22 protein-coding genes are annotated in these 21749 nt (G+C 65.7%); 17 read left to right on the top strand and 5 right to left on the bottom strand.

Features of this window, described 5'->3' with window-relative positions; genetic code table 11:
- The 6 genes from J2T07_RS03525 (at position 1) to J2T07_RS03500 (ending at position 4966) form a co-directional block, all read left to right on the top strand.
- A complete protein-coding gene (locus J2T07_RS03525) occupies positions 1-1002 on the top strand; it encodes a LysR family transcriptional regulator (RefSeq protein ID WP_306847320.1) in 1002 nt (333 codons plus the stop codon).
- A 78-nt stretch (positions 1003-1080) separates the two neighbouring features.
- Complete coding sequence (locus tag J2T07_RS03520; protein WP_306847318.1) at positions 1081-1857, top strand: SDR family oxidoreductase; 777 nt, start codon at positions 1081-1083, stop codon at positions 1855-1857.
- Between the two features lie 15 nt (positions 1858-1872).
- Positions 1873-2367: an Ohr family peroxiredoxin gene (locus J2T07_RS03515; protein ID WP_306847315.1), complete on the top strand. Its 495-nt coding sequence runs from the start codon at positions 1873-1875 to the stop codon at positions 2365-2367.
- A gap of 183 nt (positions 2368-2550) precedes the next feature.
- Positions 2551-2862, top strand: coding sequence for a hypothetical protein (locus tag J2T07_RS03510; RefSeq protein ID WP_306847313.1), 312 nt, complete (start codon positions 2551-2553; stop codon positions 2860-2862).
- Between the two features lie 4 nt (positions 2863-2866).
- On the top strand, positions 2867-4666 hold the full coding sequence (locus J2T07_RS03505) for a GGDEF domain-containing protein (RefSeq protein ID WP_306847312.1): 1800 nt from the start codon (positions 2867-2869) through the stop codon (positions 4664-4666).
- Between the two features lie 66 nt (positions 4667-4732).
- Positions 4733-4966 (top strand): hypothetical protein, encoded by a 234-nt coding sequence (locus J2T07_RS03500; protein ID WP_306847979.1) that lies wholly within the window; start codon positions 4733-4735, stop codon positions 4964-4966.
- On the opposite strand, the gene ykgO is transcribed toward J2T07_RS03500, so the two are convergent.
- The 4 genes from ykgO to J2T07_RS03480 all read right to left on the bottom strand — a co-directional run bounded on the left by ykgO (position 4957) and on the right by J2T07_RS03480 (position 7740).
- Positions 4957-5082, bottom strand: coding sequence for a type B 50S ribosomal protein L36 (gene ykgO, locus J2T07_RS03495; RefSeq protein ID WP_029213509.1), 126 nt, complete (start codon positions 5080-5082; stop codon positions 4957-4959). The genes J2T07_RS03500 and ykgO overlap by 10 nt on opposite strands.
- An 88-nt stretch (positions 5083-5170) precedes the next feature.
- Positions 5171-6085, bottom strand: coding sequence for a LysR substrate-binding domain-containing protein (locus J2T07_RS03490; protein ID WP_306847298.1), 915 nt, complete (start codon positions 6083-6085; stop codon positions 5171-5173).
- 288 nt (positions 6086-6373) lie between these two features.
- The gene (locus J2T07_RS03485; RefSeq protein ID WP_306847296.1) at positions 6374-7009 is read right to left on the bottom strand and encodes a 3-oxoacid CoA-transferase subunit B; all 636 of its coding nucleotides are present in this window, start codon (positions 7007-7009) and stop codon (positions 6374-6376) included.
- 11 nt (positions 7010-7020) lie between these two features.
- A complete protein-coding gene (locus tag J2T07_RS03480) occupies positions 7021-7740 on the bottom strand; it encodes a CoA transferase subunit A (protein ID WP_306847294.1) in 720 nt (239 codons plus the stop codon).
- Between the two features lie 222 nt (positions 7741-7962).
- Between J2T07_RS03480 and gndA the strand changes: the two genes are divergently transcribed.
- The gene (gndA, locus tag J2T07_RS03475) at positions 7963-9375 is read left to right on the top strand and encodes an NADP-dependent phosphogluconate dehydrogenase (RefSeq protein ID WP_306847292.1); all 1413 of its coding nucleotides are present in this window, start codon (positions 7963-7965) and stop codon (positions 9373-9375) included.
- Between the two features lie 194 nt (positions 9376-9569).
- Entirely contained in the window at positions 9570-11897 is a 2328-nt protein-coding gene (gene gspD, locus J2T07_RS03470; RefSeq protein ID WP_306847289.1) for a type II secretion system secretin GspD, read from the top strand.
- Between the two features lie 16 nt (positions 11898-11913).
- Here the strand turns inward: gspD and J2T07_RS03465 are convergent, their stop codons facing one another.
- On the bottom strand, positions 11914-12273 hold the full coding sequence (locus J2T07_RS03465) for a hypothetical protein (protein WP_306847287.1): 360 nt from the start codon (positions 12271-12273) through the stop codon (positions 11914-11916).
- A gap of 189 nt (positions 12274-12462) precedes the next feature.
- On the opposite strand from J2T07_RS03465, the gene J2T07_RS03460 reads away from it, so the two are divergent.
- The 9 genes from J2T07_RS03460 (at position 12463) to J2T07_RS03420 (ending at position 21728) form a co-directional block, all read left to right on the top strand.
- Positions 12463-13173, top strand: coding sequence for an STN domain-containing protein (locus tag J2T07_RS03460; protein WP_306847285.1), 711 nt, complete (start codon positions 12463-12465; stop codon positions 13171-13173).
- A gap of 2 nt (positions 13174-13175) precedes the next feature.
- Entirely contained in the window at positions 13176-13712 is a 537-nt protein-coding gene (locus J2T07_RS03455; RefSeq protein ID WP_306847281.1) for an RNA polymerase sigma factor, read from the top strand.
- Between the two features lie 5 nt (positions 13713-13717).
- On the top strand, positions 13718-14686 hold the full coding sequence (locus J2T07_RS03450; RefSeq protein WP_306847946.1) for a FecR family protein: 969 nt from the start codon (positions 13718-13720) through the stop codon (positions 14684-14686).
- Between the two features lie 140 nt (positions 14687-14826).
- On the top strand, positions 14827-16437 hold the full coding sequence (locus J2T07_RS03445; RefSeq protein ID WP_306847279.1) for a ShlB/FhaC/HecB family hemolysin secretion/activation protein: 1611 nt from the start codon (positions 14827-14829) through the stop codon (positions 16435-16437).
- Between the two features lie 37 nt (positions 16438-16474).
- Complete coding sequence (locus J2T07_RS03440) at positions 16475-18250, top strand: DUF2341 domain-containing protein (protein ID WP_306847277.1); 1776 nt, start codon at positions 16475-16477, stop codon at positions 18248-18250.
- A gap of 10 nt (positions 18251-18260) precedes the next feature.
- A complete protein-coding gene (locus J2T07_RS03435; RefSeq protein WP_306847275.1) occupies positions 18261-18668 on the top strand; it encodes an ExbD/TolR family protein in 408 nt (135 codons plus the stop codon).
- Positions 18669-18672: 4 nt separating this feature from the next.
- Positions 18673-19356 carry an energy transducer TonB family protein gene (locus J2T07_RS03430; protein WP_306847273.1) on the top strand — a complete coding sequence of 228 codons (684 nt, stop codon included), beginning with the start codon at positions 18673-18675 and terminating at the stop codon, positions 19354-19356.
- Between the two features lie 29 nt (positions 19357-19385).
- Positions 19386-21092: a putative porin gene (locus J2T07_RS03425; RefSeq protein ID WP_306847271.1), complete on the top strand. Its 1707-nt coding sequence runs from the start codon at positions 19386-19388 to the stop codon at positions 21090-21092.
- Between the two features lie 9 nt (positions 21093-21101).
- Positions 21102-21728 carry a hypothetical protein gene (locus J2T07_RS03420; RefSeq protein ID WP_306847269.1) on the top strand — a complete coding sequence of 209 codons (627 nt, stop codon included), beginning with the start codon at positions 21102-21104 and terminating at the stop codon, positions 21726-21728.
- Positions 21729-21749 lie beyond the last annotated feature (21 nt).

The following is a 21749-nucleotide window of genomic DNA, read 5'->3' as shown; positions in this document are numbered from 1 at the left end:
ATGAGCCACTATCTATCGTCGCCGGTGGAGACCGTCGATACCCTCGCCACCTCGTTCTCCGCCAGCTATGCCGGCGTGATCGCCTTTATCGCCGTGGTGTCCGAGGGCAGCTTCGCCAGGGCCGCCGATCGCCTCGGCATCGGCCGCTCGGCCGTGAGCCGCAGCGTACAGAAGCTCGAACAGCAAGTGGGCGCGCGGTTGTTCTCGCGGACCACGCGCAGCACCGCGCTCACGCGGGAGGGCGAGATCTTCTTCGAGAACTGTCACCCCGGCGTGGAACGCATCGCCCAGGCGCTGGACGACATGCGCGAACTTCGCGACGGGCCGCCGCGCGGACGCCTGCGTATCGGTGCGCCCGTCGGTTTTGGCCGCAACGTGGTGGCTCCGCTGTTGAAGCGCTTCCGGGACACGTTCCCGGAGATCGCGGTCGACCTGGTCCTGGACGACCATCCCGTCGACTTCACCGCCGACCGCGTGGACGTGTCGTTCCGCCACGGGCGGCTGGAGGATAGCCAGGTCATCGCCCGGCAGGTCGTCCCCATGCAGTTGTTCATCTGCGCCACGCCGGACTACCTGCGTGCCCATGGCGCCATCGAACGGATCGAGGATATGGCCTCGCATCGGGCCATCCATTTACGGTTGGCCTCGGGCCGCATCGATGAATGGGAATTCAAGATCGACGGCCGGCCGCACAAGACCCTGCCGCCCGCCATGGACGCCTTCAACGATCCCGACCTGGTGTTGCAGGCGGTGCTGGACGGCAGGGGGATCGCCCAGCTCGCGGGGTACCAGGTATGCGCCCACCTCAGGGCCGGGCGTCTCGTCGCCTGCCTGCCGCAGTACGCGCCCGACGACCGCGGCCACTACATCTGTTACCAGAGCCGGCAGCAGTTGCCTTCGCGCATCCGCGTGTTCATCGACTTCATGGTTCCCGCCATTCGCGCGCTGGACCTGGAGTGCGGCAGCACCCTGCCCATTGGTGCATCGACGGCAACATCGTGATCCCGTGCGCGGTCCTACCGGCGTTCACGCCCGGCTCCTACGATCCAGTCACGTCCAAAGCAAGATAGGTATCCCATCATGAAATTCCTGGTCATCGGCGGCTCCGGCCTCATCGGCAGCAAGGTCGTGCAGCGCCTGCGCGCAAAGGGCCACGAGGCGATCGCGGCATCGTCCTCGTCAGGCGTGAACACGCTCACCGGCGCAGGACTGGACGAGGCCATGGCCGGCGTCGACACGGTCATCGACCTGGCCAATTCACCTTCGTTCGAAGACAAGGCGGTACTCGACTTCTTCCAGACCTCGGGGCGCAACCTCGTCGCGGCGGAGCGGCGCGCGGGCATCGCCCATCACGTGGCCTTGTCGATCGTCGGCACCGACCGCGTCGCGGCCGCCGGCAGTGGCTATATGCGCGCGAAGGTCGCGCAGGAGACGATCATCCGCGAATCGGGCGTGCCATACACCATCATCCATTCCACGCAGTTCTTCGAGTTCCTGGCCGGAATCGCGAAGTCGGCCGCCGGTGGCGACACCATCACCTTGTCGACGGGCTACATCCAGCCCATCGCCTCGGACGACGTGGCCGATGCCGTGGTGAGGACCTCGCTGGGCCAGCCGGCCAACGGCGTGGTCGAGATCGCGGGGCCCGACAAGCTGCGCATGTCCGAACTGGTCGGCCGGTTCCTGACGATCATCAACGATCCGCACCATGTCGTCGGCGACGCCAAGGCACCGTATTTCGGCGCCGTGCTGGCCGATGACAGCTTGTTGCCGGGGCCGGACGCGACGTTGGGCGAGATCGATTTCCATGCCTGGCTGAAGTCGTCCCAGTACGCCAGTTTCGCTTCCGCGGCCTGAATCGACGAATCCATCGTGAAACCGACGCCACCGCCGGTCTCGTTCCTCGACCGGTACGACGGAGACGATTTCGATCCGTTGTACACGGGTACCGTCACGGTGACCGGCGGCGAAGCGGTGCATGGCCGCGCTTCGGGTGCCGTCCGCTCCAGCGACGGCAATCTCGACGTGGCCCTGCGCCTGCCCCTGGAGATGGGCGGTCCCGGGGGAGGAAGCAATCCGGAACAGCTGTTCGCGGCAGGTTTCGCCGCCTGTTTCCATGGAGCGCTCTGCCTGCTGGCGAAGCGCGAACGCATCGCCGTTCCCGCCGACGCGGCGGTGACCGCCGCCGTGACCTTCGGCCGCGACCCGGCCGACGGCTTGTTCACGCTCGCCGCCCACGTACGCATCGCATTGCCTGGCGTGGCCCGTCACATCGCCGAGGCCCTGGTCCGCAACACCGAGCGCTTGTGTCCTTACGCGAAGATGGCGCGGCAGGGCATCGAGTGCGTCGTGCAACTGGCGGATTGATGGCGTAGAAACATTGCCTGTCACGCCAGGTATCTGATCCTGCGTCACATTTCCTTTGGCCCAGCCAGGTGGCCTACTACTCCGCCGTGGCGCATGGAGCTATGATCCGACCTGCGAGTGACCTCGAGGGGAGGATCGCCGCGAGGGTCGGGGGTGACTTCCCTGGGCCGGGGAACGGGAAGCATGGGGAAGGTCATCGAGTTTCTCGCGCGCGTCGGGAGTGACGCGTCGTTGCGGCATGCTTCGACGGACGCCGTCGATGCCGCCCTGCGGGATGCCGGTGTCGACGACGGTGATCTTCGTGAAGCATTCAGTGCGAAGGATGGCGATGCCGTTCGGTTGCTGCTCGGCCAGCGCGCGTATTTTTCCACGCAGATGCCGATAGCCCCCGAGCACGAGGAACAGGAGGATCCGCTCGATGGCGAGGATGAGGATGGAGACGGCGAACCGGACGACACGGTCGCTTACATGCCACCCACGGGCACGCACCGCTGAGGCTGTGAGGCGGAGCCTGCGGCATGCGCTCGCGACACTGGCGGCTTGCCTGCTGGTGTTCGTTGCGGTGGTGCATGCGGCACCGGAGAATGCTGGAAATCCCTCGTCTCCCGAAGCGATCCTCGCGCGCGCGGACACGATCAAGGCCACCGATTTCGCCACGTTCGGCCACCTGATCGACGATCTCGCGCGGTTCGAAGCGAAACTCGCGCCTGCCGAGCGGTGGAAGCTGCGTTTCCTTCAAGGCTGGCGCGCCACCTGGGTAGGCGATTACGACGCCGGCAGGAAGGCGCTGGAGGACGTGGCGGACAACGCCAACGACAACGTCTTGCGGTTGCGCGCGACCGCGACACTGATCAACCTGCTCGGCATCGGCCACCGTTATCAGGACGCTTTCATGCGCCTGAACCAGTTGCAGGAGCTGATGCCGTCGATCCGCGACCGGAAGGCACGTTTCCAGGGGCTGGGCGAGGCGTCGCAGTTGCTCAGTTCCGCCGGCCAGTTCGAGCAGGCCGAGGCATACGCCCGGGAAATGATGGAAAATCCGCCGCCGGGCGAGACTATCTGCAAGGGAGCGCAGCACCTGCTGCGCGCGCGTCGCGAGGCCAACCGGCTGGAGACGCTGGACCCGATGTACCTGCGCGCGATCGAAACCTGCGACGCGGCGGGCGACGACGTTTTCGCCGACAGCATGCGCTCGGACATCGCGGCGTTCCATCTCGCCCACGAGCGTCCCGCCGAGGCGGTGAAGATACTCATAGACACGCGCGACGGCGCGCGCGCGCTGAATTATCCGGCGTTGCTGGCGGAATACGATGCGACCCTCGCGCAGGCGTACCTCAAGCTGGGCGATCTGGCCAATGCGCGCCGCTTCGGCCTGTCCGCCGTTGCCGGTTCGATCCGCGACGAATTCACCGACCCGCGCCGGGTGGGTTACGGCGTGCTTTACCAGGTGGAGCAGCAACTGGGCAACGCGGCGGCGGCCCTGGCGTACCACGAGAAATTCATGGCCGCCGACAAGGCATATCTGGACGACGTGGGCGCGCGCAGCCTGGCCTTCCAGATCGTCGACCAGCAGTTGCTCGCGCGCAAAGCCGAGGTCGATGCGCTGAACAAGCAGAACGAGATCCTCCGTTTGACGGGGGCGCTCGACCGCAAGGAAGTCGAGACGGGCCGCCTGTATATTTTCGTCCTGCTTGCCGGGCTGGCCGCCATCGCCTGGCTGGTGCTCTGGTTGCGCCGATCGCAGTTGCGTTTCATGAAACTGGCACGTCGCGACGGCCTCACCGGTATCTGCAATCGCGAGCATTTCGTCGAGCAGGCCGAGCGCGTATTGGCTTATGGTGCGCGTTCGGATCGCGGCGCGTGCCTCATCCTTTTCGATCTCGACCACTTCAAGAACGTCAACGACACCTACGGGCATGCCGTCGGCGACGAGGTGCTGAAGCGCGCGGTGGATGTCTGCCGGCGCGCCTTGCACGCCTGCGATGTATTCGGCCGCCTGGGCGGCGAGGAATTCGCGGTGCTGCTGCCCGATTGCAGCCCCGCGCAGGCGCGTGCACGCGCGGAGCAACTGCGGCTGTCGATCGCGGCGACGTCGGCCACCCAGATCCGTCCGAACATGGTGGTGACGGCGAGCTTCGGTATCGCCGGCACCATGCAGTGCGGCTTCGAGTTGCATCGTCTGCTGGTGGTGGCCGACGCGGCGCTTTACCGCGCCAAGCGGGCAGGCCGGAACTGCGTCTTCATGGGAGACACCGGTGACATTCCCGATTCGCCATACCTGAGCGAGGCACGCGGCTAGGCAGCCCACCCGGCCAGACAACCCACCCGGTGGAAGAAACCCTGCCTGCTGGAAGAAACCTGCCTGGTGGAAGAAACCTGCCCGGTGGAAGAAACCTGCCCGGTGGAAGAAACCTGCCCGGTGGAAGAAACCTGGTGGGAGCCGACCTTGTCGGCGATCCCGCGGCAGCGGGCCAGGTCGCGGCAAGTACCCATCGCCGACAAGGTCGGCTCCCACAGTCAGCGTCGGCTTCCAGAGCCAAAAAAAAGGCCGCTTTCGCGGCCTTTCTTTCTAAACCCGTCGCAGCTGGATCAGCGCTGACGAGCCTTGAAACGGGGGTTGCTCTTGCAGATCACGAACACTTTGCCGCGACGGCGAACGACTTTGCAGTCACGGTGACGCGACTTCGCGGACTTCAAAGAGGAAAGCACCTTCACGGCCAGCTCCTGAAACTTTACGGACAAGGAAAAACGGGATTGTAACGATCCGGCTGACGTTACGCAAGCGCCGGGAAGCATTCGTCTTTCAGCCGAGCCCCAGCTTCGCCCGGGCCTCGCGGACGGTGCGCAGGAAACTCTCGAGCACCGGGGACGTATTGTCCACGCGCGAGGCCACCGCGAGCAACAGATAGGCCTCCGGATCGTCCACGGGAACGAAACTGACGCCATCCAGGTGGACCGCCCGGAGCGAGGCCGGAACCAGGGCCACGCCCAGTCCCGCGGCGACGAGCGGCAGCAACGAAGGAATCTGTTGCGCTTCCTGGCGGACGTTAGGGCGGAAGCCGGCCTTGTTGGCGAGCAGGGTCAGCCGGTCGGTCAGGGTCGTGGCCTGGCCACGCGGTGGGGCGACGAATCGCTCTCCCGCCAGGGCCTCCATGCGCAAGCTGGCCTCCTTCGACAGGCGGTGACGAGCGGGAAGGGCGATCACCAGCGGTTCGTGGTCGATCACTTCCACGTTCAGCTGGCGGGCGTTCGCGACGCCCTCGGGGTGCGCCCGAAGCAGGCCCACGTCGATCTGGCCGGAAAGGAGGGCGTCGTATTGAGCGCCGGTGAGCATCTCGCCGAGGTGCAGGCTCACTCCGGCCGCCGCGTGCGAAAAACGCAGCAAGGTCTCCGGCAGGGCGGGATGGAAGGACACGGAGACCGCATAAGCCAGCCGGAGTTGGCCGGTGAAGCCGGCCGCGGCCTCCGCCACGACCGTCCGGGCGCTTTCCGCGCGTGCGAGGATCGCCTTGGCTTCGACCAGGAAGATCCGGCCGGGCTCCGTAAGAGCGACGCGGCGCCGGTTGCGGTCGAGCAGGCGCACGCCCAGGTCGGCTTCAAGTGACTGGATCTGCTGGGATAGCGGTGGCTGGGAAATATGCAGGCGCTGGGCGGCCTGGGTGAAGCTGAGGGTCTCGGCCACCTCGACGAAGTAGCGCAGTTGGCGCAGGTCGAACATAGTCGTTTTTCGAATAAGTGGAAGCTGAAAGATATATTGGCCGGAATTTCCTAGGAAATCTATGATTCGTCTCGGCCTACCACCAACCCCTCCCCCTGGGTCGGTAGGTCCCTCGCCTCGCAGCGACGCTAACTACCGGCATCTGGCCTACCTCCCCCCCCGAGGCCCATGCTGAGGCGTCTCCTGCGGGGCGACTTTCTTTGTGGCGGCGGAAATCGTGGGCGCGCATCGCCGACCCTGTCGGCGATGCTCTTGCTTCCTGTGGGAGCCGACTTGTCGGCGATGCCCTCAGAGTTTCGAGGTAAACCCACACCCCGTGCCGGCCTTGACCGTCGCCTCGTCCACGCCGGGCGCCATCTCGATCAGTTCGAGTCCGTCGGGCGTCACGTCGAACACCGCCAGGTCGGTGATGATGCGGTCGACCACGCCCTTGCCGGTCAGCGGCAAGGTGCATTCGGTGAGGATCTTCGGGGAACCGTCTTTCGCCGTGTGTTCCATCACCACCACGACACGCTTCACCCCGGCCACGAGATCCATCGCGCCACCCATGCCCTTGACCATCTTGCCGGGCACCATCCAGTTGGCGATGTCGCCCTCGCAGGTCACCTGCATCGCGCCCAGGATGGAGATATCCACGTGGCCACCGCGAATCATCGCGAACGAATCCGCGCTGGAGAAGAACGACGCGCCGGCGCGGGCGGTCACCGTCTGCTTGCCGGCGTTGATCAGGTCGGCGTCCACTTCGTCCTCGGTGGGGAAGGGGCCGATGCCGAGCAGGCCGTTTTCGGATTGCAGCCAGACGTCGACGCCGTCCGGCAGATGGTTGGCCACCAACGTGGGCAGGCCGATACCGAGGTTCACGTAATCACCGTCGGAGAGTTCCAGGGCGGCGCGCTGCGCCATCTGTTCACGGGTCCAGGCCATGGTCTTCTCCTTCAGGCGCGCACGGTGCGCTGTTCGATGCGCTTGGACGGCGCGGGATTGTGCACGATACGGTCGACGTAGATGCCCGGCGTGTGGATCTGGTCCGGGTCGAGCTTACCCACCTCCACCATGATCTCCACTTCGGCGACGCAGACCTTGCCCGCCGTGGCGACCATGGGATTGAAGTTGCGCGCGGTCTTGCGATAGACCAGGTTGCCCGAAGGATCCGCCTTCCAGGCCTTGACGAGGGCGACATCGGCGACGATCGAGCGTTCCATCACGTACATGTTGCCGTCGAACTCGCGCACTTCCTTACCTTCGGCCACCTGGGTGCCGTAGCCGGTGCGGGTGAAGAAGGCGGGAATGCCCGCGCCGCCGGCGCGCAGCTTCTCTGCCAACGTGCCCTGGGGGGTGAACTCCACCTCGAGTTCGCCGGCCAGGAACTGCCGCTCGAATTCCTTGTTCTCGCCGACATAGGACGAAACCATCTTTCGGATCTGGCGGGTCTGCAGCAGCAGGCCCAGGCCCACGCCGTCGATGCCGGCGTTGTTGGAGACCGCGGTGAGGCCGGTGACACCGGAGTCGCGCAGTGCCTCGATCAGGAGTTCGGGAATACCGCAGAGGCCGAAACCGCCCACGGCGACGGTCTGTCCGTCGGCGACCAGACCGGCCAGTGCCTCACGGGCGGAGGCGACACGTTTGTCGCGTGAGTGCGACTTCACCTGGTTCATGCGTCATCGATCCATCCGGACGGTCCCGCCGCCGGTTCGCCGCCCATGATAGCCGAGCACCGCACCGGCCCGTGGTTGCCCTTTGGTCCAATCCCCTTGCCGCCGGGCCGGCCTTTGTACCCCACACCAGATTCCTGCAAGCATTGGCACCATGAACGGGGCTTTGATCGAAGGTCCTTCATCCTTATGTCCCTCAAAGCCCCCACGCCCGGAGAATTCAACGTGAGCAAGCAGAAGATCGGCGTCATCGGCATGGCCGTGATGGGTCGCAACCTCGCCTGGAACATCGAGAGTCGCGGTCACGCGGTATCCATCTTCAACCGGAGCAGGGAAAGGACCGACGAGGTCATGGCCCAGAGCCAGGGAAAGAAGCTGGTGCCCAGCTACACCCTGGAGGATTTCGTCGACTCACTTGAAAAACCGCGCCGCATCCTGCTCATGGTACAGGCGGGCAGGGGCACCGACGCCGTGATCGAGCAATTGCGTCCCCTGCTGGACAAGGGCGACATCCTGATCGACGGCGGCAACACGTACTACAAGGACACCGTGCGCCGGGGCGAGGAACTGGCCAGGGATGGATTGCATTTCATCGGCACCGGTGTCTCGGGCGGCGAAGAGGGTGCGTTGAAGGGCCCGTCGATCATGCCCGGCGGTCCACGCGATGCCTACGACCTGGTCGCTCCGATCCTGATCGAGATCGCCGCCAAGGCGCCCGACGGCGAGCCTTGCGTGGTCTACATCGGTCCGGGTGGCGCGGGTCACTACGTGAAAATGGTGCACAACGGCATCGAGTACGGCGACATGCAGCTCATCGCGGAAAGCTACGCGGTGCTGAAGCATGTCGTGGGCCTCTCGAACGAGGAACTGGCCGACGTCTACCGCGAATGGAACGAGGGCGAACTGGACAGCTTCCTCATCGAGATCACTTCGAAGATCTTCCGCAAGAAGGACGACAAGAGCGGAAAGATGCTGGTGGACGTGATCCTCGACCGCGCCGCGCAGAAGGGAACCGGCAAGTGGACCAGCCAGAGCGCGCTCGACCTCGGCGTCCCGCTCACCCTGATCACCGAGTCGGTGTTCGCCAGGGTGTTGTCATCCATGAAGGAGGAGCGCGTCGAGGCCAGCAAACACCTGGCCGGACCGAAGGCGGCGGCCTTCAGTGGAGATCGCAAGGCCTTTGTCGAGTCGGTACGGCGCGCGCTCTACATGAGCAAGATCATCTCTTACGCCCAGGGTTTCGCCCAGCTGCGTGCGGCCTCGGACGAGAACCAGTGGAACCTCGACTACGGCGCGATCGCGAAGATCTTCCGTGCCGGCTGCATCATCCGCGCTCGTTTCCTGCAGAAGATCACCGACGCCTACCGGACCGATGGGGCGTTGAAGAATCTCCTGCTCGATCCGTACTTCCGCGACATCGCCCAGCAATACCAGGCGGCCTTGCGCGAGGTGGTGGGCGAGGCGGTGCGCCTGGGCGTGCCGGTGCCCGGCTTCTCGGCGGCCATCGCCTACTACGACAGCTATCGGGCGGAGACATTGCCAGCCAACCTGATCCAGGCACAGCGCGACTATTTCGGGGCGCACACCTTCGAACGCCTGGACGAGAAGGGCAGCTTCCACGCCGAATGGGTGGAATGACGAACTGAACGGCTTTCCGCCCGGCACTCGCTGGGCCGGCGCGGCCTTCGGCAGACGTCGGCGGCGCGGACCTGTGACGCAGGCCCGCCGCCGGGTGCTGGCGCTGTAGGAACCCTCCCTTTAGAGTTGCCGGATCGGCAGCGCACCAGGCGTCGGTGTATCGTGCCGTGTCCAACGAGGGAGTACGTTGTTTCATGTTGAGAAGTTCCCTGATCGGCGCCACGGCGCTGGCGGTAGCGCTTGCCGGATGCTCGACGCTGCCGCAGCCGCGCGACGATGGATCGCTCCAGCGGGAAGCGCTGGCCGGCACGGAGAAGCCGGTGCCCAAGCCGTTGACGGTGGGCACCACCAATCCTCCCGTTCCGGCGGCCGCGCAGCCCGACATCACCACGGGCACGGGTGAATTCGTGAAAGCGGTGGGCCTGCCCAAGCCGAAGCCGGTGGCGGCGGGCGCGGGCACGGTGACCTTCAATTTCGAGAACCAGCCGGTCGAGTCGGTGGTGAAAGCCATCCTCGGAGACCTGCTGCATGAGAACTATTCGATCGTGCCGGGCGTGCAGGGGAACGTCTCCTTCTCCACCTCGCAGCCGGTGTCGAGCGAGCAGGCCTTGCCGATCCTGGAGACCCTGTTGTCCTGGACGGGCAATGCCCTGGTCCGTAGCGGCGACCGCTACGTGGTCATGCCCGCGAAGGACGCGGTGGCGGGCAACCTCGTGCCGAGCATGGGCGCGACGGCACCGCCGGGCGGCTTGCAGGCGCGCTTGTTTCCCCTGCGTTTCATCTCGGCCACCGAGATGCAGAAACTGATCAAGCCCTTCGCGCGACCCGATGCCACCTTGCTGGCCGACCCCACGCGCAACGTGCTGGTGATGGCCGGCACGCCGACCGAACTGGAGAACTACCAGCGCACGGTGCAGACCTTCGACGTCGACTGGTTGCGTGGCATGTCGGTGGGTGTGTTCAGCCTGCAACGCGCGGAAGTGAAGGACCTCACGCCAACACTCGACAAGTTGTTCGGCGAGAAGGGCAACACGCCCATGGCGGGTATGCTTCGCTTCATCCCCATCGAACGTACCAATTCCCTCGTGGTGATCAGCCCGCAGCCCGTGTACCTCGACGAGGTGAGGAGCTGGATCGACCGCATCGACCGGGGCGGCGGCAACGAGCCACAGCTGTATGTCTATGACGTGCGCAATGTGCAAGCCGCCGATCTCGCCGATTACCTGTCGGACATCTATGGTGGCGGCTCAGGCGGTGGCGGTTCCAGCGATCGCGGCGGCAAGGTCGGGCCGGGGCTCAGTTCCGGCACCCTCGGCGGCGACAGCGACCTCGGCAATCGTGGCGGCTCGGGCCTCGGCAGCACCACGGGCGGTTTCGGCAACAGCTCGTCGTCGAATTCAGGTCTGCTCAACACGACGAACAACAGCGGCCTCAACGGCTCGTCTTCCGGCATGAGTGGCGGTTCCTCGTTCGGCTCGGGCAGCGGCTTTGCCGGCAGCGGGTTCGGCGACGACGACACCTCGTCGCGCCGCCAGCGCAATGGGCCGGTCACGACGGACGAAGGCGTGCGCATCACTTCGGTGGATGCGAACAACCAGCTGATGGTGCGCTGCCGCCCCTCGCAGTGGACGGAGATCGAGCAGGCGATCAAGCGCCTGGATGCCGTGCCGCTGCAGGTGCAGATCGAGACGCGCATCCTCGAGGTGGCCTTGACCGGCGATTTCCAGTTCGGCGTGCAGTGGTACCTGGAAGGCCTGGTCGGCGGCACCAACGGTTCCGTGGGACAGCCCGGCAACAAACAGCAGTGGGCGCTGGGTAACGGCGGCAACGTCTACAATCCAAACACCGACAGCTTCTTCTACTCCTTCGTCAACAACAACCTCGCCGTCGCGCTGCGCGCGATGGAAACCAGCGGCAACACGAAGACATTGTCGGCTCCCTCGCTGGTGGTGCTGAACAACCAGAAGGCGCACATCCAGGTCGGCGACCAGATCCCGATCACGCAGACCTTCGTCAATACCAGCGCCAACACGGACAACACGATCGGCCAGGTGGAATACAAGGACACCGGCGTGATCCTCAACGTGCGTCCGCGTGTGAATCCGGGCGGCCTGGTGTACATGAACATCAACCAGGTGGTGAGCGCGCCGGGCCAGAAGGACACGACCACGGGCAACTTCCCGATCCAGCAACGCGAGGTCGCCACCCAGGTGGCGGTACAGAGCGGACAGACGGTCTTGCTCGGCGGACTCATCAAGCAGCAGGAAGGTGTCACCGACACCGGCATTCCGGGCCTGAATCGCATCCCCATTTTCGGCCGCTTGTTCGGTTCCACGACCCGCGGCCGCGATCGCACCGAACTGATCGTGCTGATCACGCCGCGCGTCATCAGCAACGGCGAGGAAGCCAAGCAGGTGACGGATGAGTACCAGCGGAAGTTCGAATCGCTGCGTCCGGTTCGCGCCGATGCGAAGTTGGGCAGTGGCGAACCCGCCACGGTTCTGCCGCTGGGCAAGCCCTGAGACGTGTCCGTCCCGGCTAGCGTGCCGGGCCGACCAGCAGCTTGGGGTAGGTGGGCTTCGGCCGATACGGCTGCACCGACACCCCCAGGTTCGGCCCCATGCGATGTTGCAGGCCGGCGGCGTTGTAGAGGCCCAGCGTGTTGGTGGGTCGTCGGCTAACCCCGGCATCGATGGCGGGCGTGCTTGCCGGCACGGTGTCCGCCGCCATCAGGCGGCTCAGGCAGGCATAGGAAAGTCCCGTCGACGCCGTATCGGCGGCTTCGACGCAGCCCGCGTTCGCCGCGGCGTGCACGCCTGGCAAGTCCACGACCGATTGCGCCATCGCGCAGGGCGTCGCGACGGCCAGGGCCATGGCAAGGACTTGCCGAATACGCATGATGATTTCCTTCGTCTGGCCGTCCGCACCAGATAGCACGTAACCGGTTGCACCGGTAAGCGAATCGGACGGTGTCACGCGACGGTCATTAATCCTGTCACTGAAATAGCGTCGTTGTGTCATTTGGCGCGCCTAGCCTTCACCCCGAGACGAGTTTCCGTCCCGTCCGCTCATGCGTGAGGAATGACCGTGACACGCAGCGTCCTCGCGCTTGTCGCGTGCATGGCCCTGCTCGCGTCGCCATGGTTGGCGGCGCAGGTGCGCACATCCACGGGACAGCCACAGGGGTCGGAAGGAACGCATGTACCCACGCGCTTCGACATCGACGCTCAGGCGCTCGCCACCGCGTTGCGCGCTTTCAGCGAAACCACGGGTATCGCCGTGCTGTTCGACGACGGCCTTGTCGCGGGCGAGCGGTCGCAGGGGCTCCACGGGGTGGCCGCGCCGCGCGACGCGTTGCGCACCCTGCTCGTGGGCACGGGGCTCGTGGCGCACTTTTCCTCGATGAACGCCTTCACGGTCACCGCATCCAGCCAGGACCCGGCGGACGACGGCGTCGCGCCGCGTCACGAGGCCGTTCCTACGGGCGACAGGCTCGACGAGCGCTCCGCACGTGTCGTGCAGGCGGCGGTGGAGCGGGCCTTGTGCGCGCACGAGGACACGCGGCCAGGCGGGTTCCGGCTGGCCATGCAGTTGTGGATCGGGAACGACGGCGGCGTGACCGACGTGGCGGCCCTGGCCACCTCCGGCGATCAGGAACGCGACGACCGGGTGCTCGCCACCCTTCGCTCGTTGCGCTTGCCGGCGGACGTCCATCGTTCCAGTCCCGTGACGGTCTTGCTGACACCCTCGGCCAACGCCGACGAGGCGTGCCGGGCCCACCGCGCAGGGGAGGGCTGAGGATGGAGACCTCACTGCTCGGGTTGTTCCTCGACAACTACGAGGACTTCCGCCGTCGACTGCGGCGTCGCTTGCGGTCGGACGACCTGGTCGACGATGTGCTCCAGGAAACCTACCTGCGCGTGGAGCGGCTCGATCCCAACGTCGAGCGCGCGACGCATCCCACGGGTTACCTGTTCCGCATGGCGCTGAACATGGCTGCCGATCACCATCGTTCCTCCAGCCGCCTGCTGACAGGCGAGGAGATCGACGAGCTGGTGCACGGCGCGGACGATCAACTCGACCCACCTGCCGTACTCGCCTCGCGGCAGGATCTCGCCGCCCTCTGCGAGGCCCTGGAGATGCTCACCCGCCGCCAGCGCGAGATCCTCATCGCGGCGCGGGTCGACGAACAGCCGCAAGCGGCCATTGCGGCCCGCCACGGCATCTCGGTGCGCATGGTGGGCAAGGAATTGAAGAAGGCACTTGAGACCTGTGCCACAAAAGTGGGACGCAAATCCGTTCAGCGGTTCGGTCCGGGTGCCGGAGATCCGTCTTGAGCGATATGGGAACGACCAGCATCCATGAAAGCGAGCGCCAGGCGCGGGCCTGGCTCGTCCACCTGACCTCGGGAACGGCCACGCGTGAAGACGGCGAGGCGTTCCGCCGATGGTGCCTGGCGAGCGAGCAACATGCGGCCGCCTTTGCCCGCACGCGGCGCATGTGGGAAGACCTTGGCCCCGCCATCGCCCAACGGGCCGAGCGCATGGATCGGGACCAGCCATCCGCGCCTCGCCATGGCGTACGCATGAACCGCCGGATGTTCCTCGCCACGGCGGTCAGCGCATCGGTCGCCGCCGTGCTGATCGGGCGCTACGGCGCGGACCTCGTGCCCGGCGCGGCGGATGGCTCGCGGCTCCGCACGGCGGTCGGTGAGCAGCGCCGTGTCGAAGTGGTGCGGGGTGTCACCGTGGAAATGAACACGGCGACCGACATCGGGCTTCGTGGCAGCGGCAAGGACATCACGGGTATGCGCCTGCGCAGTGGCGAGGCCGTGGTCCGTATCGACGCCTCGCGCACGATACCCTTCGTGGTGGAACTGGCGGATGCGACCCTGACCTCCACGCCGGGTACGTCGTTCGCCGTGCGTTGCATCGACCGCGACGCCGCGGTGACGTGCCTCGATGGGCACGCGGTGCTCGCGCTGGGCGCGGCCAGGACCGAGGTGAAGCCGGCGCAGCAAGTGGCGTTCGACGACCGCGGCATGGCTCCCGCCGTCGCCGTGAATCCGGATACCGCGCTGGCCTGGCGCCAACGCGTGTTGATCTACGACAACCAGCCACTGGCCGACGTCGTCGCGGACATCAACCGCTATCGTCCGGGCCGCATCGTCATCACCGATCGCGCACTCGGCGAGCGCCGCGTGCACGCGCGCTTCACGCTCGACCAGATGGCTGACGTCGCCACCCTCATCCAGGACGCCTACGGCGCGCATGCGACGCATCTTCCCGGCGGTTGGGTGTTGCTGAGCTGAGCACGTTCATGAGCCGGCACGGTCGGCTCATGAATTTTTCGTGACAGCGGTTCAGTGCCACGACAGCCCACGCGTCTTGTGGGCAAACGGGAACATCAGGGGAAAGTCCGCGTGGCTACACGAGCAGTATGGGTGAACGCATGATGCGTATCGCGAGCCCTTGGCGCGCCAATGCGTTCGCGCTGGCCATCTCGCTGGGACTGGCGATGGACGCGGGTGCCCAGGACGCGCCGACGTCGTTCGACGTCAACGAATACGTCGTGGACGGCAACACCACGCTGCAGGCGCTGGAGATCGAGACGGCGGTCTATCCGTTCCTGGGCCCCGGCAAGTCGATGAATGACGTCGGCGCGGCACGCGAAGCCTTGCAGAAGGCGTACCAGGCGCATGGTTACCAGTCGGTGGTGGTCGACCTTCCGCCGCAGCAGGTGAAGGGTGGGGTGATCCGTTTCCAGGTGACCGAGAATGCGATCGGCCGCGTGCGCGTCGAAGGCGCGACCTACCGTTCGCCCAAGGACATCCGCGACGCGGTTCCCGCGTTGCGCGAGGGCGAGGTGCCGAACTTCACCCAGGCCCAGCAGCAGCTCACCGACGTCAATCGCCGGGGGGGCAGCCAGGTGGTTCCCGTGCTCACGCCGGGGAAGCTCCCGCAGACGATGGATGTGACGCTGAAGGTGACGGACGGTTCGCCGTGGCACGCGAGCCTGGAAGTGAACAACGACCACAGTGTCAATACGCCGGAGTTGCGTACCGTGGCCAGCGTGCGCGATGACAACCTGTTCCAGGAAGGGCACGCCGCCTCGCTCACCTATATCGTCGCGCCGCAGGATCGCAACGCGGCCGAGGTTTGGGCCGGTTCCTATCTCGTGCCGCTGGGCGGCGACTGGAGCGTGTTGGCGTCGGGCTACAAGTCCAACAGCAATGCCAATGCCGTCGGTGGCACGACCGTGCTGGGCAAGGGCAATGCCGTGGGCTTCAGTTTCATCCGCACGCTGCCGACGCACGGTGAGTATTCGCAATCGCTGTCGATCGGCCTCACCCGCAAGCATTTCGACCAGAACATCAGTCTCTCGGGCCAGACATCCAAGGCGCCGATCACTTACATACCGCTCAACGTCACGTATCAGGGCCAGTCGATCGGCGAAACCTCGATCAGCACGGTCGCGATCGGCGGCACCCTGGGTTTCCGTGCCGGCGGCAGCAACGCGGCGGAGTTCGACAACCAGCGCTACAAGGCACGAACCAATTTCTTCTACTTGAAGTTCGATGGTGGCCACACGCGGAATTTCGTCAACGGTTTCAGCCTCGCCGGGCGCCTGGGCCTGCAGTTGTCGAATTCGTCGTTGATCTCCAGCGAACAGTACGCGGCAGGCGGACAGAGCAGCGTGCGCGGTTACCTCGAGGCGGAGCAGACCGCCGACCACGGCGTCACCGGCTCCATCGAGCTGCGTACACCATCGATCGCCGCGCACCTCGGCGCATGGGTCAACGACTGGCGCTTCCATGCCTTCGTCGACGCGGCGCACCTCGTGCTGATGAACGCGCTGCCCAGCCTCGTCGACCCGGCCAACCCGGCGGCCGGCAGCACACGCGTGAACAGCTACGACCTGTCCAGCGCCGGCCTGGGCACGCGCTTCCAGATTTTCAACATCGCCACCGGCGCCTTCGAGGTGGCCTATCCGTTCAAGGACGGGCAGGCGACGCGTGCGCACGACACTCGCATTCATTTCTCACTCAAAGCGGATCTCTGACCGGCAGGTCGGACCACAGACATCCAGGGGTATCACCGTGACTCGACTCTTGTTCCTGACCTGCTTGCTTCTCCTCGGCTGGGTGCCGGCTGCTTATGCCGACGCCTCGTGGTGGAACCAGGACTTCGCCTTCCGCAAGGCCATCACCATCGATACGACGGCCAAGGGCGGCAACGTGACGATCGCCGCGGGCCGCACGCCGTTGCTGGTGCGCCTGCACTCGGGCAACTTCACTTTCGACGGCGTGTCCGAGACGGGTGCCGACGTCCGCTTCGTCGCAGCCGACGACAAGACCCCGCTGAACTACCAGATCGAGAGCTTCGACCCGGTGCTGGGCGTGGCCCTGGTCTGGGTGGACGTGCCGCAGCTCGGCGCGGACAGCCAGCAGCAGGTGTGGATGTACTACGGCAATCCCAAGGCGCAGGGCGCCGAGAAGGCCGGCGCGGTGTTCGACGCCGACTACGCCGCCGTCTATCACTTCGAGGAAGCCTCGGGTACACCGCCACAGGACGCCACCGCTTACGCCAACAACGCCGTGGGCAACGACATCCTCGCCGCCGACGGCATCATCGGCAAGGCCGCGCGTTTCGACGGCTCGAAGATCGTCACCCTGCCGGGCAGTGTCTCGATGAATGTCGCCGAGGGCGGCAGCTTCACGTTCAGCGCATGGATCAAGCCCGACGCGTTGCCTGCGGGGCGTACGTTGGTCTACGCGCGCCGCCAGGGCGAGCAGAAGCTGCTGGTCGGGCTCGACAACGGTGTGCCCTTCGTCCAGGTGAACGACACCACCAGCGCCGCCGGCGAACCGCTCAAGGCCGCCACATGGGCGCATGTCGCCGTCACCGCCACGGGCGGCGATATCGAACTGTACGTCGACGGCAAGCCTTACGCGAAGCTGGAGACGAAGCTCCCCGCGATGACCAGCCAGGCCACCCTCGGTGGCGACATCGCGGGCCAGGCCGAATCCTTCCTGCCATTCACGGGCCTGATGGACGAAGTGCGCCTGTCGCGTATCGCCCGCCCGGCGGTGGTCATCGCGGTCGATGCGCAGACCCAGGGCGCGGAATCCAAGTTGCTCGCTTACGGCGCCGACGAGAAACAGTCCGGCGTGGGCTTCGGCTACTTCGGCATCATCGTCAAGTCCGTGACTGCCGATGCCTGGGTGGTGATCGGCATCCTGCTCGTCATGGCAGCGATCTCCTGGGTGGTCATGTGGCAGCGTGCGGCGTACGTCAACAAGGTGACCCGCGCCAACGAGGATTTCCTCGACGCCTTCCGCCAGCAAGGCCGTAACATCCTCGCGCTGTCGCGCGATGCCACCGCGTCGAGGTTGCAGGACGCCTCGCTCTATCGTCTCTACAAGGTCGGCGCCGCCGAAGTGTGGAACCGCCGCGATGAAGACGGCCAGGACCACATCGCTTCGGAGTCCATCGAGGCGATCCGCGCCACCATGGATTCGGTCCTGGTGCGCGAGAACCAGGCCCTGTCCCGGTCGATGGTGTTGCTTACCATCGCGATCTCCGGCGGCCCCTTCCTTGGCCTGCTCGGCACCGTGGTCGGCGTGATGATCACCTTCGCGGCGATCGCCGCGGCGGGCGACGTCAACGTCAACGCCATCGCCCCGGGTATCGCCGCGGCGCTGCTCGCCACGGTGGCCGGTCTGTTCGTCGCGATCCCGGCACTGTTCGGCTACAACTATCTGCTGATCCGCAACAAGAACGTCACCGCGAACATGCAGGTGTTCGTGGACGAGTTCGTGACGCGCCTCGCCGAACAGCAGCGCGTCAACCAACCGTCGGCCGTCGCGGCCTGAGGATCGGATCATGCGCGCGCAAGACGACGATAAGCCGTACGACGACATCAACATCACGCCGATGCTCGACCTGGCGTACGTGTTGCTCGTCATCTTCATCATCATGACCACCGCGTCGGTGCAGGGCATCAAGGTGAACCTGCCCAAGGCCAGCGCGGCGGTGAGCATGGCCAAGCCGCAGACCAAGGCCATCACCATTTCCGACACGGGCCAGATCTTCCTCGATGCCTATCCGGTGACGCTCGCCGAACTGGAGCAGCGCCTGCGTTCGCTGAAGGCGATCACGCCGGATTTCCCGGTGGTGGTGAAGGGCGATGCCACGGTCCAGTACCAGAAGGTGATGGACATCCTCGATCTGCTGCGTCGCGTGGACCTGCCGCAGGTCGGCTTGGTCACCGGCAAGTCGCCGAGGGGATGAGCGCGTGACCCCGTACCCGTCACATCGTCGCCAACGCCGCCGCTGGATCGGACCCGCGGTGGGCGTGGTGGCCGTCCTTCTGCTCGGCGCGCTGGTCTGGCATTTCGCGTCCAGCAGCGTCGGCGTGCGGCGCGAGGCGCCGCGCATCGCCACGATCACGCCCTTGCCCCCGCCGCCTCCGCCGCCGAAGGAAAAACCGCCGGAACCGAAGAAGCTCGAAGACGAGATGAAGCCCGTCGACGACAAGCCGCAGGATCAGCCGGAGAAGCCGGTGGACGCACCCAAGCCGAGCGATGACGTCGCCAAGAACGTGACGATCAATGGCGATGCCCAGGCCGGCACCGACGCCTTCAACATCGGTGCGGGCGACGGCGGCGGTATGGTCGGGTCCGGTGGCGGCACCGGCACGGGCACCGGCAGCTACGACCAATACCTGGGTTATGCGATCCAGCAGGCGGTGCAGCGCGACGAACGGGTCAACCGCCTCGTGTTCGACGTGCGCGCCGACATCTGGCTCGATGCCGGTGGACGCCTCACCCGCGCCGAACTGGTCGGTTCCAGCGGCAACACGAAAACGGACGAGGCCTTGCTCGACGCCTTGCGCGCGATGCCGCGTATCGACGTGGCGCCACCCTCGTCCCTGCATTTCCCCTTGCGCGTGGCCATCCGCGGGAAGCGTCCCGCATGAGCACCGTCAATACCACCCGGAGAGTTCGCATGATCATCGGAAAGGCCCGCCATCGCCCCGCGCGCGCCATCTTGGCCGCCGCCATCGGCCTGGCGATCTTCGCAGGCTCGGCGCATGCGCAAAGCGCGCCCTCGGACAACGCCACGATCAACCTCGTCCGCCTGCTGGTGAAGCGCGGTGTGCTGACGCAGTCGGATGCGGACGGTCTCATCGCGCAGGCGAACGCCGAAGCCGCCCAGGCGCAGAAGCTGGCGGGTACGGCCAATGCCGCGCCGGCCACGCCAGGGCAGGTGCGTGTCACCTACGTGCCGGAAGTGGTGCGTAACCAGATCAAGGACGAACTGCGCCAGGAGGTGGTCGCGCAGGCCAGGACGGAGCATTGGGCCGAGCCCGGCAAGCTCCCGGAATGGCTCGACCGGATTGGCTGGTCCGGCGACATGCGCGTGCGCGACGAGTTTCACTACTACGACAAGGGCAATGCCTATCCGGTCGTGGACTTCGCGAGGTTGAACCGTACCGGTCCCTACGACCTCAACGGCACCAATCCGCCGCCGCTGCTCAACACACGCGAGAACCGAACCAACTCGTTGCGCATCCGCGCACGCCTCGGCGTCAATGTGGACCTGGGCGAGAACGTGACCGCTGGCATCCGCATCGCCACGGGTGACGACAACAACCCGGTTTCCACCACCGGAACCCTCGGGGGCGGCCTGTCCAAGAAGGATATCTGGCTCGACCAGGCCTGGCTGGCCTGGAATCCAACCGATTGGGCGAAGGTCATCGGCGGACGTATGCCGAACCCCTTCATGAGCACGGACCTGGTTTACTCCAACGACCTGAATTTCGACGGCATCGTCGGTAAGTTCAACGTACCGGTGACCGAGGAAATAGGTGCGTTCGCCAATGTGGGCATGTTCCCGATCGAGTATCAGGCGGACGACTTTCCCTCGCAGCAGGGCATCAAGAGCCCGAGCCGCGACAAATGGATGACGGGCGCGCAGCTGGGTGGCACGTGGCGGTTCAGCGAGGATACGCAGTGGAAGCTGGCGCTCGCCTATTACCGCTTCGACCACATGCGCGGTGAACTGTCGTCGCCGTGCTCGATCTATCTCGGCGTGAACTTCTGCGATACCGATGCCACCCGGTCGGCCTTCATGCAGAAGGGCAATTCGCTGTTCCTTATCCGCGACATCGTGCCGGATCCGAACTCGCCCAGCAACTATGCGCAGCCCCAGTTCGTCGGCCTGGTGCACGACTACCACGTGGCCGACGTGAACACGCAGCTGGATATGAAGGTCGCCGCTACGCCGCTGCGCCTGGAGGCGGACTACATCCGCAACATGGCTTATCACCGAGCCGATGCATTCCGCCCCAGCGTGGGACTGAACCGCCTGGTCAACAATTTCGGTGCAGGCGATTTCAGCGAGAGTTCCTACAAGAGCGGGCCGGTGGGCTGGATGGTCCGCGCCACCCTGGGCGATGTGATCCCAGCGGCCGCCAGGGACTGGAACGTCAGCCTCGCTTACAAGTACCTGCAACCGGACGCGACGCTCGATGGCCTGGCCGATGCCGATTTCCATTTGGGTGGCACGAACGCGAAAGGCTTCGTGCTTACCGGAAGCTACGGCATGTCGAAGTATTCCTGGCTGAGCTTGCGTTACTTCAACGCGAAGGAAGTCTTCGGTCCGCCACTGTCGATCGACGTCTTCCAGCTCGATATGAACGCACGGTTCTAAGGAGGCGACATGAAACGCACCCTCATCGCCATCGCGCTGTTCGCCGTGCTGCCACAGGCATTCGCACAGACCGCCAGCCTGGAAAGCCGGATGCGCGACCAGCTGCGCGAGACGCGCACGCAATTGCAGGAGCTCCAGGCGCAGCAATCGCAGTGGGCCGCCGAGAAGGCCGCACTGGAGAAGGAGCGCGACGACGCGAAGAAGGAAGCCGAGACGGCGCGCGCGGGGGCGAAGTCTTCGTCGGCCGTGTCGCCGGAAGCGAGCCGCGCATTGGCCGCGGAGCGGCAGCGTCGCGAGGCGGCGGAGGCCAGCCTGCAACGAGGCAAGGCAGACATGGACGCGTCCGCGGTCGCGCTGCGCACGGCGGAAGCCGAGCGCGCGCGGCTCGCCAGGGAACTCGATACGGCAAAGGGTCAGGTGGATGCCTGCACCGCCCGTAACGTGCAGATGTACCGTGTGGGCCAGGAAGTGATCGCGGCCTACGAGAACATCGGCATGGGCGACATCGTCGGTTCCCGGCAGCCGTTCGCGGCGAAGTCACGGGTGAAGCTCGAGACGGCGGCACAGTCGTTCGGCGACAGGCTCTACGAGCAGCGTTTCGATCCCCGTGCCGGCCAGGTGTCGGCGACGCAATGACACCGCATCGCGAGGCAGTCC

This window comes from Luteibacter jiangsuensis, from assembly GCF_030812295.1.
Lineage (GTDB): Bacteria > Pseudomonadota > Gammaproteobacteria > Xanthomonadales > Rhodanobacteraceae > Luteibacter > Luteibacter jiangsuensis_A.
The sequence above is the reverse complement of the archived record's forward strand: the minus strand, read 5'-3'. Positions and strand labels throughout refer to the sequence as shown.